Annotated in this window: 12 protein-coding genes; 10 read left to right on the top strand and 2 right to left on the bottom strand. The window is 67.8% G+C overall.

Annotated elements, in window-relative coordinates; all coding sequences use genetic code 11:
- Window positions 1-22 precede the first annotated feature (22 nt).
- The 7 genes from OOT46_RS14500 to OOT46_RS14470 all read left to right on the top strand — a co-directional run bounded on the left by OOT46_RS14500 (window position 23) and on the right by OOT46_RS14470 (window position 5692).
- Window positions 23-1489 carry a glutamate synthase subunit beta gene (locus OOT46_RS14500; protein ID WP_265404324.1) on the top strand — a complete coding sequence of 489 codons (1467 nt, stop codon included), beginning with the start codon at window positions 23-25 and terminating at the stop codon, window positions 1487-1489.
- A gap of 203 nt (window positions 1490-1692) precedes the next feature.
- Entirely contained in the window at window positions 1693-2520 is an 828-nt protein-coding gene (locus OOT46_RS14495) for an ABC transporter ATP-binding protein (protein ID WP_265404323.1), read from the top strand.
- A gap of 2 nt (window positions 2521-2522) precedes the next feature.
- Complete coding sequence (mlaE, locus tag OOT46_RS14490; protein ID WP_265404322.1) at window positions 2523-3308, top strand: lipid asymmetry maintenance ABC transporter permease subunit MlaE; 786 nt, start codon at window positions 2523-2525, stop codon at window positions 3306-3308.
- Between the two features lie 54 nt (window positions 3309-3362).
- A complete protein-coding gene (gene mlaD, locus OOT46_RS14485) occupies window positions 3363-3854 on the top strand; it encodes an outer membrane lipid asymmetry maintenance protein MlaD (protein WP_265404321.1) in 492 nt (163 codons plus the stop codon).
- Entirely contained in the window at window positions 3851-4624 is a 774-nt protein-coding gene (locus tag OOT46_RS14480; protein WP_265404320.1) for a VacJ family lipoprotein, read from the top strand. Before mlaD ends, OOT46_RS14480 begins: the two co-directional genes overlap by 4 nt.
- A 169-nt stretch (window positions 4625-4793) precedes the next feature.
- Window positions 4794-5378 carry an MlaC/ttg2D family ABC transporter substrate-binding protein gene (locus OOT46_RS14475; protein ID WP_265404319.1) on the top strand — a complete coding sequence of 195 codons (585 nt, stop codon included), beginning with the start codon at window positions 4794-4796 and terminating at the stop codon, window positions 5376-5378.
- Window positions 5379-5392: 14 nt separating this feature from the next.
- Window positions 5393-5692, top strand: a complete 300-nt coding sequence (locus tag OOT46_RS14470; protein ID WP_265404318.1) for an STAS domain-containing protein — start codon at window positions 5393-5395, stop codon at window positions 5690-5692.
- 57 nt (window positions 5693-5749) lie between these two features.
- Here the strand turns inward: OOT46_RS14470 and OOT46_RS14465 are convergent, their stop codons facing one another.
- Both OOT46_RS14465 and zwf read right to left on the bottom strand, forming a co-directional pair.
- Window positions 5750-6607, bottom strand: coding sequence for a MurR/RpiR family transcriptional regulator (locus OOT46_RS14465; protein WP_265404317.1), 858 nt, complete (start codon window positions 6605-6607; stop codon window positions 5750-5752).
- Window positions 6608-6636: 29 nt separating this feature from the next.
- On the bottom strand, window positions 6637-8088 hold the full coding sequence (gene zwf / locus OOT46_RS14460; RefSeq protein ID WP_265404316.1) for a glucose-6-phosphate dehydrogenase: 1452 nt from the start codon (window positions 8086-8088) through the stop codon (window positions 6637-6639).
- A gap of 325 nt (window positions 8089-8413) precedes the next feature.
- On the opposite strand from zwf, the gene tal reads away from it, so the two are divergent.
- Genes tal through OOT46_RS14445 form a run of 3 tightly spaced genes read left to right on the top strand, consistent with a single transcriptional unit; the run spans window position 8414 to window position 11664 of the window.
- Window positions 8414-9361, top strand: coding sequence for a transaldolase (tal, locus tag OOT46_RS14455; protein WP_265404315.1), 948 nt, complete (start codon window positions 8414-8416; stop codon window positions 9359-9361).
- Window positions 9362-9391: 30 nt separating this feature from the next.
- The gene (gene pgi / locus OOT46_RS14450) at window positions 9392-10990 is read left to right on the top strand and encodes a glucose-6-phosphate isomerase (RefSeq protein WP_265404314.1); all 1599 of its coding nucleotides are present in this window, start codon (window positions 9392-9394) and stop codon (window positions 10988-10990) included.
- Entirely contained in the window at window positions 10987-11664 is a 678-nt protein-coding gene (locus OOT46_RS14445; RefSeq protein ID WP_265404313.1) for an HAD family hydrolase, read from the top strand. Before pgi ends, OOT46_RS14445 begins: the two co-directional genes overlap by 4 nt.
- Window positions 11665-11673: the final 9 nt, after the last annotated feature.

The following is an 11673-nucleotide window of genomic DNA, read 5'->3' as shown; positions in this document are numbered from 1 at the left end:
AGGCGAGCTAGGAGTTTAGAAAATGGGAAAAGTCACTGGCTTCATGGAGTACGAGCGTGTCGAGGAAGGCTATGAGCCGGCCCCGACCCGCCTGAAGCACTACAAAGAGTTCGTCATCGGCCTCAAGGAAGAAGATGCCCGGGTGCAGGGGGCCCGTTGCATGGACTGCGGCATTCCGTTCTGCAACAGCGGCTGTCCGGTCAACAACATCATTCCGGACTTCAACGACCTGGTGTACCGGAACGAGTGGCGCAGCGCGATCGAGGTGCTGCACTCGACCAACAACTTCCCCGAGTTCACCGGCCGCATCTGCCCCGCGCCTTGCGAGGCAGCCTGTACGCTGAACTTCAACGACGAGCCGGTGGGCATCAAGTCGCTCGAGCGCGCCATCATCGACCGCGCCTGGGCCGAGGGCTGGGTGGACGCGCAACCGCCCAAGTTCAAGACCGGCAAGAAGGTCGCCGTCGTCGGCTCCGGCCCGGCGGGCCTGGCCGCTGCCCAGCAGCTGGCGCGCGTCGGCCACGACGTCACGGTGTTCGAGAAGAACGACCGCATCGGTGGCTTGCTGCGCTACGGCATTCCCGACTTCAAGATGGAGAAGTCGCACATCGACCGTCGCATCAAGCAGATGGAAGCCGAAGGTGTGCAGTTCCGCACTGGTGTGCTGGTCGGCAAGCTGCCCGAGGGCTCCAAGGTGACCAACTGGGCCAAGGAAACCATTTCGGCCGAGCAACTGGCACAGGAGTTCGACGCGGTGCTGCTGGCTGGCGGCGCCGAGCAGCCGCGCGACCTGCCGGCGCCCGGCCGCGAGCTGGCCGGCGTGCACTTCGCGATGGAGTTCCTGCCGCAGCAGAACAAGGTCAACGCCGGCGACAAGCTCAAGGACCAGATTCGCGCGGACGGCAAGCACGTCATCGTGATCGGCGGCGGCGACACCGGCAGCGACTGCGTCGGCACCTCCAACCGCCACGGCGCCAAGAGCGTGACCCAGTTCGAGCTGATGCCCATGCCGCCCGAGCAGGAGAACAAGGCGCTGACCTGGCCTTACTGGCCCTACCGGCTGCGCACCTCGTCCAGTCACGAGGAAGGTTGCGAGCGCGAGTTCGCGATCGCGACCAAGGAGTTCATCGGCGAGAACGGCAAGGTGACCGGCATCCGCACCGCCCGGGTCGAGTGGAAGGACGGCAAGATGGTCGAGGTGCCGGGCTCCGAGCAGGTGCTGAAGGCCGATCTGGTGCTGCTGGCCATGGGTTTCGTCAGCCCGGTGGCCTCGGTGCTCGATGCTTTCGGGGTCGACAAGGACGCCCGCGGCAACGCCCGCGCCAGTACCGATTTCCTGGGCGGCTACCAGACCAGCGTCGCCAAGGTCTTCGCGGCTGGCGACGTGCGGCGCGGTCAGTCACTGGTCGTGTGGGCCATCCGCGAAGGCCGCCAGGCGGCCCGCTCGATCGACGAGTTCCTGATGGGCACCAGCGAACTGCCGCGCTGAAAGAGTGTGATCACTCACATGGAAAGGGTCGTCGTCAAGGCGGCCCTTTCTTTTACACCGCTCCACCGTGGGGCAGGCGCAACAATTGCTCCCGCGCGGGGCCTGCCTTCTAGGGGGTGAGTGAGGGCCCCTCCGGGTGTTTTCCCCTATCATCGAAGTGCCGGTGATCGAAAACGCCGGCTTTTTTTTCTGCTTCCGGTCCGATGTCGCCTCCCTACACCCTGCAACCGCCCCCCACGCCGCTGGTCGAGCTGCGCGGGGTTACCTTCGGGTATGGGGACCGTACCATCCTGCAGGACGTCAGCCTGACGGTGCCGCGCGGCAAGGTGGTCGCGTTGATGGGAACGTCCGGGGGCGGCAAGACCACCGTGCTGCGGCTGATCGGCCGCCAGGTCTCGCCGCAGTCGGGCCAGGTGCTGTTCGACGGCCAGGACCTCGGAGCGATGGACACCACGCAGCTGTACGCTGCGCGCCGTCGCATGGGCATGCTGTTCCAGTTCGGCGCGCTGTTCACCGACCTCTCGGTGTTCGACAACGTGGCCTTCCCGCTGCGCGAGCACACCGCCCTGAGCGCGACGATGATCCGCGACCTGGTGCTGATGAAGCTCAACGCGGTGGGCCTGCGCGGCGCGCGTGACCTGATGCCCAGCGAGATCTCCGGCGGCATGGCGCGCCGCGTGGCGCTGGCGCGCGCGATCGCGCTCGACCCCGACCTCATCATGTACGACGAGCCCTTCGCCGGGCTGGATCCGATCTCGATGGGCGTGGCGGCGCGCCTGATCCGCGACCTCAACCAGGCACTGAGCGTCACCAGCATCGTCGTCTCGCACGACGTTGACGAGACCTTCCTGATCGCCGACCACGTGATCTTCCTGGCCAACGGCCGCATCGCCGCCCAGGGCAGCCCGGCCGAGATGCGGGCGTCCACCGACCCGCTGGTGCGCCAGTTCGTCGATGCCCAGGACGACGGGCCGGTGCGCTTCCACTACCCGGCCAGCTCGGTGGCCGAAGACTTCCGCATGAGGCCCTGACCATGCTGGGTTTCCTGCATCCCGAGCGCGTTGGCGCTGCCGTGCGCGGCAAGCTGGCCGACGTCGGCTATTCGGCTCGGTTGCTGCTGAAGCTCGTGCTGCTGGGCAGCAAGGTGTTTGCGCGCGGCCGGCTGGTGGTCGACCAGTTGCACTTCCTCGGCAACTATTCGCTCGCGATCATTACCGTCTCGGGTCTGTTCGTCGGCTTCGTGCTGGGCCTGCAGGGTTACTACACACTGCAGCGCTACGGGGCCGAGCAGGCGCTCGGGCTGCTGGTGGCGCTCTCGCTGGTGCGCGAGCTGGGCCCGGTGGTGGCGGCGCTGCTGTTCGCCGGGCGGGCCGGCACCTCGCTGACCGCCGAGATCGGCCTGATGAAGGCTGGCGAGCAGCTCGCGGCGATGGAGATGATGGCGGTCGATCCCATCCAGCGGGTGCTGGCGCCGCGCTTCTGGGCCGGCGTCATTGCCATGCCCCTGCTCGCCGCGGTCTTCAGCGCGATCGGCATCATCGGCGGCTGGGTGGTCGGCGTGGTGATGATCGGCGTCGACCCGGGCGATTTCTGGTCTCAGATGCAAGGCGGTGTGAAGGTCTGGGGCGATGTCGGCAACGGCATCATCAAGAGCCTCGTGTTCGGCATCACGGTGACTTTCATCGCGCTGCTGCAAGGCTACGAGTGCAAGCCGACGCCCGAGGGCGTCTCGCGGGCAACCACGCGCACGGTCGTGATGGCGTCGCTGTCGGTGCTGGGCCTCGACTTCGTGCTGACGGCCCTGATGTTCTCGATTTGATGAATGTATAAAGGAAGCGCCGCCGCGGCCCCTGCGGCGGCCGAGGAGTGGACGGTGCAAAAGTCTCGTCATGACCTGTGGGTCGGCCTGTTCGTGCTGTTCGGCGCGGCGGCCATCGTGTTCCTGGCCTTGCAGGCGGCCAATCTGCTCAGCGTGTCCTTCGAGGACACCTATGTCGTGGATGCGCGTTTCGACAACATCGGCGGCCTTAAGCCGCGCGCGCCAGTCAAGAGCGCCGGCGTGGTGGTCGGCCGCGTCGAGTCCATCACATTCGACGACAAGACCTTCCAGGCGCGCGTGCGCATGGAACTGGAGCGTCGCTACGCTTTCCCGAAGGACAGTTCGGCCAAGATTCTGACCTCCGGGCTGCTGGGCGAGCAGTACCTGGGCCTGGAGCCCGGCGGCGACGAGAACAACCTGGCCGCCGGTGACGTGATCACCCAGACCCAGTCGGCCGTGGTGCTGGAGAACCTGATCGGGCAGTTCCTCTACAGCCGCGCGGCCGAGGGCCCGGCGGCGCCCGCTGCCCCGGGGGCCAAACCGTGAGCAGCGTGCGCCTGTCCCTCGCCGTGGCCGCCGCGGCCTGGCTGGCCGGCTGCGCCGGCCACCACCCACGCGATCCTCTGGAGCCGATGAACCGGAAGGTGTACGCCTTCAACGACACGGTGGACAAGGCGGTGCTCAAGCCGGTCGCCACCGCCTACCGCGACCACGTGCCCAGCCTCGTGCGCACCGGGGTCGGCAACTTTTTCTCCAACCTGGGTGACGCCTGGTCTGCGGTCAACGGCCTGCTGCAGCTCAAGGCCGAAACCACGGCCAAGAACACGCTGCGCTTCGGCGTGAACACCTTCTTCGGACTCGGTGGCGTGCTGGACATCGCGACCGAGGCCGGCATCGAGGCCGAGGACGAGGACTTCGGCCAGACGCTGGGCCGCTGGGGCATCGGCGCTGGCCCCTACGTCGTGCTGCCGCTGCTCGGGCCCTCGACGCTGCGTGATACCGCGGCGCTGCCGATGGACATGAAGGCCGCCGGTTATGCCTTCCGCAACGATGCAGGCGCGGGCTACGGCAGTTCGGCCCTGCGCACTGTGAACACCCGCGCCAACCTGCTGGGCGCTACGGGTATGCTGGCCGATGCCTCGCTGGACCCCTACCTGTTCCTGCGCGACGCCTATCTGCAGCGCCGCCAGAGCCTGGTGTACGACGGCGACCCACCCGAGGCGGGCGGGGACGCGGGTGAGGCCGAGCCGGAGGGCAAACCCGTCGAGTCGCCCGCCACCCTGCAAGCACCGGCCCCGGCCGCGTCGGCCCCCTGATCCTGGGCCGTCTGCCGTCGTTTCAAGCGAAACGGCATGCAAGCGCCCGGATGTGCTTCTGATCCGAACCAATTGCCGCAGATCGGATCAGAAGCACAGACTGAAGAGAGTTGGCGGCTTGCCGCCAGGAAAGGAAAAAATGATCCGCCGTAGTTTTGCCACTGCCTGCATGAGCGTGTTGCTCGCCGTCGCCGCACCCGCCTGGGCCCAGCAGGCGCCCGACGCCCTGGTCAAGGAAGTGTCCACCGAGGTGATGGACGCGGCGCGCGAAGACAAGGCCATCCAGCAGGGCGACGTCCAGCGTGTCATCACGCTGGTCGACAGCAAGATCATGCCGCACGTCAACTTCGAGCGCATGACCTCCGCCGCGGTCGGCCGCTACTGGCGCCAGGCCACGCCGGAGCAGAAGCAGCGCCTGCAGGCCGAATTCAAGACCCTGCTGGTGCGCACCTATGCGGGTGCCCTGGCCCAGGTGAAGGACCAGCGCGTCACGATGAAGCCGATGCGCTCGGCGCCCGACGACAAGGAAGTCATCGTGCGTACCGAGGTGCGCGGCAGGGGCGAGCCGGTGCAGATGGACTACCGGCTGGAGAAAAGCGCCGACGGCTGGAAGATCTACGACGTCAATGTGCTCGGTGTCTGGCTGGTCGAGAACTATCGCAACAGCTTTGCCCAGGAGATCGGCCAGGGTGGCATCGACGGCCTGATCGCCAAGCTCGCCGAGCGCAACAAGGCCGCCGGCGGCCGCAGCTGAAGACGGAGGCCCGCGTGCTGCTCCTGCCCACCACCCTGACCGAGCGCGAAGCCAAGGACACGCTGCGGCTGCTGCAGCAGGGCCTGCGCTCGCAGCCGGGCGACACGGTGCTGATCGACGCGGCCGGCCTCAAGCACTTCGACTCCTCGGCCCTGGCCGTGCTGCTCGAATGCCAGCGCCTGGCCACGGCCGGCGGCAAGCGCTGCCAGGTGCGCCACCTGCCGCCGCAGCTGCAGAAGCTCGCGAGTTTGTATGGCATCGCGGAGCTGATGCCCGTGCCGGCCGTGGGCCTGACACCCGCTGACGCGGTTTGAGCCTCGCTCCCAAAGACAAAAAAGGGCCCTCGGGCCCTTTTTTTCATTCGAGGCCGGCTATTCGGCCGGATGCGCGTAGCGCTTCGCCCTCAGATTGCGCTTGATCTCCTGCAGCACCGGGCGCAGGTGCTCGCCCAGGCGCAGCGCGACCCCGGTGGTGAGGATGTCGATCACCATCAGGTGCAGCAGGCGCGACACCATGGGGCTGTAGCGGTCGTAGTCCTCGGGGTGGTCCGCGGCCAGCAGGATCTGCGCATGCTGTGTCAGCGGCGAGCCGCTGGCGGTGATGACGATCGTCGTCGCGCCTTTCTTGCGCGCGATCTCGGCGGCGTCGAGCAAATCGCGGCTGCGGCCCGAGTTCGAGATGATGACCGCGCAGTCGCCCGGCTGCAGCATCGTCGCGCTCATCACCTGCACGTGCCCGTCGCTGTAGGCCACCGCGTTGACGCCCAGCCGGAAGAACTTGTGCTGCGCGTCCTGCGCCACGATGCCGGAGTTGCCGACACCGTAGAACTCGATGCGGCGGCCCGACTTGCCGGCGCCCGTGAGCGCCTCGATGGCGCGGTCGAAGGCGTGGCTGGCAGCGTCGTTGCGGAACTTGAGCAGGGCCGAGACCGCGTTGTCGATGACCTTGACGATCAGGTCCGAGGGCTTGTCGTCCTCGTCCACCGAGCGGTGCACGAAGGGCACGCCTTCATTGACGCTGCCGGCGAGCTTGAGCTTGAAGTCGGCCAGCCCGTCATAGCCCACGCTGCGGCAGAAGCGCACCACGGTGGGCTTGCTGACGTGGGCCCGCTCCGCCAGCTCCGCGACCGGCAGGCTGGCGAAGCTGCGCGGGTCGGCCAGCACCAGTTTGGCCACGCGCTGCTCGGCCGGCGGCAGCGCCGGGATCGATGCCTTGATGCGGTCGAGCATTGTCCTCTCCTCACGCCGTCCAGGCGGTCTTATTGCTCTTCCGACCAGCTGTAGCCGTCGCGCGCCACCAGCGCGCTGGCCGCGGGCGGGCCCCAGCTGCCGGCCGGGTAGGTGCGCAACCCGTTGTTGCCGTCGCTCTCCCAGGTGTCGAGGATGGGCTCGACCCAGCGCCAGGCCTGTTCCTGCTCGTCGGAACGCACGAACAGATTGAGCCGGCCGGCGATCGCATCGAGCAGCAGGCGCTCGTAGGCACCCACGCGCTCGCTCGGGAAGGCCTTGTCGAAGTCCAGGTCCAGGAACACCGGCGAAAGCGCCTCGTGCTGCCCCGTGCCCTTGGCCGCCAGCAGGTGCAACTCCAGGCCGTCCTCGGGTTGCAGCTTGATCACCAGCTTGTTGGACTGGCCGTTGCCGACCGGGAAGATGCTGTGCGGCGTGGGGCGGAAGTTGACCACGATCTCGGCGTCGCGGGCCGCCAGGCGCTTGCCGGTGCGCAGGTAGAAGGGCACGCCGGCCCAGCGCCAGTTCTGCACCTCGGTGCGCAGAGCGACGAAGGTTTCGGTCCGGCTGTCGGCCGGGACCTTGCTCTCGTCGAGGTAGCCCACCACAGCCTTGCCATCCACCGTGCCGGCACGGTACTGGCCGCGTACCACGTCGCGCCGCACGCTCTCGGGCGTGAAGGGCTTGAGCGAGCGCAGCACCTTGAGCTTCTCGTCGCGGATGGCGTCGGCGTCGGCGCTCGACGGCGGCTCCATCGCGATCATCGTCAGCAACTGCAGCGCGTGGTTCTGGATCATGTCGCGCAGCGCGCCGGTGCGGTCGTAGAAGTCGCCGCGCGTGCCCACGCCCAGGCTTTCAGCCAGCGTGATCTGGATGTTGGCGATGCTTTCGCGCCGCCACAGCGGCTCGAACAAGGCGTTGCCGAAACGCAGCGCCGACAGGTTCTGCACCGAGGGCTTGCCGAGGTAGTGGTCGATGCGGAAGGCCTGGTTCTCCTGGAACACCGAGCGCACCACGCGGTTGATGTCCTGCGCGCTCTGAAGGTCGTGGCCGAGCGGCTTCTCCAGCACCACCCGCACCTGGGGCCCGTTGAGTCCGACCGCGCCGAGTTGCTCGCAGATCACCGGAAAGAGGTGCGGGCTGGTCGCGAGGTAGAGCACCGCGGTGTCGGCCTGGCGCTCGTCCAGCCAGTCCTTCAGGCGCCGGTAGTGCTCCGGCTGGGACAGGTCCATGCGGCGGTAGAAGATCAGCTCTGCGAAGCGGGCGAATTCCTCATCGGTCGGGCGTTTCGGGGTGTCGACCTCCTGGAAGCGCTCCTTCAGCCAGTGGCGGTAGTGCTCGTCCGACTGGTCGTCACGGGCGACGGCGAGGATGCGTCCGCCGGCGGGCAGCTTGCCGTGGCGGAAGGCCTGGAACAGGGCGGGCATGAGCTTGCGCCAGGTGAGGTCGCCGGTGCCGCCGAAAAAGACGAGGTCGAAGGACATGGTGAAAGTCGGTAACCGATGGAGGGGGCGGGCTGCGCCGCCGGAAGCACTGCCAAAGCAGAACCCGAGCGCCTGTGTCTGTAATTAAGTTTCACGCGATGATGCCGGCATTCAGGCGCATCGTCAATCGCGGGACACCCGCCCACCCGCGTCCGGGGCGACGTTTGGGGTGCCGGTTACCGAAAGGTTACCGGGTAACCTTGTTACTATGCAGGACAGGCCCGCGCGCATTCGCCCGGCCGGACTTGGCGGCTTGCCGTTTCGGCGCCGGCACCGGCCGGCGCGCGACAATCCCGTTTTCTGCGCACCGACCTGGATCCACAGCATGACTTCCCTCGACTCCCTGAAGCAGTACACCACCGTCGTCGCCGACACCGGCAACTTCAAGCAGCTGGCGCAGTTCACGCCGCGCGACGCGACCACCAACCCGTCGCTGATCCTGAAGGCAGTCCAGCAGGCCGACTACCTGCCCTTGCTGAAGGACACCGTGGCGGCTCACGCCGGCGAGCCCATCGACGAGATCGTCGATCGCATGCTGGTGCGCTTCGGCCTGGAGATCCTGAAGGTGGTGCCGGGCCGTGTGTCCACCGAGGTCGACGCCCGTCTGAGCTTCGACACCGCCGCGACCATCGCCCGCGCCGAGCGCATCATGGGCTGGTACGAGGAGGCCGGCATCGGGCGTGACCGGGTGCTGATCAAGATCGCCTCGACCTGGGAGGGCATCCAGGCCGCCAAGGCGCTTGAACACGAGGGCATCCGCTGCAACCTGACGCTGCTGTTCTCCTTCTGCCAGGCGGTCGCCTGCGGCGAGGCCGGCGTGCGCTTGATCTCGCCCTTCGTCGGCCGCATCTACGACTGGTACAAGAAGTCGGCCGGCGCTCAGTGGGACGAGCAGGCCAACGCCGGCCCCAACGATCCCGGCGTCAGGTCGGTCACCCAGATCTACAACTACTACAAGCACTTCGGCATCGAGACCGAGGTGATGGGCGCCAGCTTCCGCAACGTCGGACAGATCACCGCGCTGGCCGGCTGCGACCTGCTGACCATCAGCCCCGAACTGCTCGCCCAGCTGCATGCGAGCGACGCGCCGGTGGAGCGCCGCCTCGATCCGCTCGCGGCCAAGAACATGGCTGTCAAATTCGTGAGCTACAACGAGGCGGCCTTCCGCTACGCCCTCAACGAGGACGCGATGGCGAGCGAGAAGCTGGCCGAAGGCATCCGCGCCTTCGCGGCCGACGCGGTCAAGCTCGAAGCCATGATCCAGGCGCTCTGAGCCAGGAAATAATCCGGGAGATCCATACCGATGCCGACTGCACCCCGCTGCGACCGGACCACGGCCTGGGCTGCGCTCCAGGGCCACTACCAGGCGCATGGCCGCGACCTGGACCTGCGCGAGGCTTTCGCACGCGACAGCGGCCGCTTCGCCTCGCTGTCCTTCGAGGCGCCGGGCCTGTTCGCCGACCTGTCGAAAAACAAGCTCGACCTCGCGACCGTGAAGCTGCTGTGCGAGCTGGCGCGTGAATGCCGGCTGGAAGAGCGCCGCGATGCGATGTTCAAGGGCGAACCCATCAACCACACCGAAGGCCGCGCCGTGCTGCACACCGCCCTGCGCGCGCCGCAGGGCCAGGGGCCGTTCAGCGACGAGGTGCACGAGGTGCTGGAGCGGCTGCTCGAGTTCGTCGAGGAGGTGCGCGACACCGCCCGCAGCGGTATCCGGCACATCGTCAACATCGGCATCGGCGGCTCCGACCTCGGGCCGCAGATGGTGGTGCCGGCGCTCGACGCCTTCGTGCACCCGCGCCTCAGCTTCCACTTCGTCTCCAATGTCGACGGCCACGACATCGCACCGGTGCTGCGCCGTCTCAAGCCCGAGGAGACGCTGTTCATCATCGCCTCCAAGACCTTCACGACCCAGGAGACCATGGCCAATGCCCAGGTCGCCAAGGCCTGGTTCCTGCAGCACGGAGGTACGAACACGCAGCGGCACTTCGTGGCCACCACCACCAACGTCAAGGCGGCGGCCGAGTTCGGCATCGATACCACCTTCGGCTTCTGGGACTGGGTCGGCGGGCGCTATTCGCTGTGGTCGGCCATCGGCCTGCCGATCGCGCTGGCCATCGGTGCCGAGCACTTCCGCGCGCTGCTGGCCGGCGCCCACGCGATGGACCGCCACTTCGCCGAGGCCCCGCTGGAGCGCAACCTGCCGGCGCTGCTGGGACTGCTCGACGTCTGGTACCGCAATTTCCACGGCTACGCCAGCCGCAGCGTCGCGCCCTACCACCAGGGCCTGAAGCGCCTGCCGGCCTACCTGCAGCAGCTGGAGATGGAGAGCAACGGCAAGCGGGTCGACCTCGATGGCGAGCCGCTGCCCTATGCCACCTCGCCGGTGGTCTGGGGCGAGCCGGGCACCAACGGCCAGCACGCCTACTTCCAGATGCTGCACCAGGGCACCGACGTGATCCCGGTCGAGTTCATCCTCGTCAAGCGGCCCACCCATCCGTACGCCGACCTGCACCACAAGCTGCTCGCCAACGGCCTGGCCCAGGCGCAGGCCTTGATGCTGGGCAAGAGCACCGGGCAGGCCGCCGCCGAGAAGGCCCCGACCGCCTCGGCCTCGCTCGACCCCGGGACGCTGGCGCGCCACCGCACCTTCCCGGGCAACCGGCCCAGCACCACGCTGCTGCTCGACGAGCTGACACCTTGGAGCCTGGGTGCTCTGATTGCGCTGTACGAACACCGCGTCTTCACCAGCGGCGCGCTGTGGGGCATCAACAGCTTCGACCAGTGGGGCGTCGAGTTGGGCAAGGCCTTGTGCAACGACCTGCTGCCGCGGCTCGCGTCGGGCGATACCTCCGGGCTCGACGGCTCGACGGCGGGACTGCTGCAACGGGTGCTGGCATGAGTGCAGTGAGCAGGGTGAACGGCGCATCGGGCACCGGGACGGGTCGTGCCGTGGTGTTCGACTTCGGCGGCGTGGTGTTTCGCTGGCGGCCGCTGGAGCTGCTGCAGGAGGTGCTGCCACAGCGGGTGCCGGACGAGGAAGCGGCGCGCGAGCTGGCGGCCAGCATCTTCCAGTCCTTCGACGTCGGCAGCGACTGGGCCGCCTTCGACCGCGGCACGATTGCCGAGGACGACCTGGTGGCGCGCATCTCGGCACGCACCCGCCTGCCGGCCCAGGAGGTGCATCGCGTGGTGGATGCCATCCCGACCCACCTCGAGGCGCAGGCCCCGACGGTGGAGCTGATGCGCCGCCTCAAGGCCGCGGGCTACCGCCTGTTCTACCTCTCCAACATGCCCTTGCCCTATGCCGAGCACCTGGAGCGCAGCCATGCGTTTTTCGCCTGGTTCGAGGGCGGCATCTTCTCGTCGAGGGTGCAGCTGATCAAGCCCGAGCCGGCCATCTTCGCCGAGGCGGCGCGCCGCTTCGGCATCGTGCCGGCGGACAGCGTTTTCATCGACGACCACCCGGGCAATGTCGAGATCGCGCGTGCCGAGGGCTGGCAGTCGGTGCAGTTCACGGATGTCGTGCAGTGCGAGGCCGACCTGCGCTCGGCCGGCTGGGTGCCGGCGGACTGAAGGCGGTTG

Source organism: Aquabacterium sp. A7-Y (assembly GCF_026153205.1).
In the GTDB taxonomy this organism is placed as follows: domain Bacteria; phylum Pseudomonadota; class Gammaproteobacteria; order Burkholderiales; family Burkholderiaceae_C; genus Caldimonas.
This window is presented reverse-complemented; position numbering and strand designations above follow the sequence as displayed.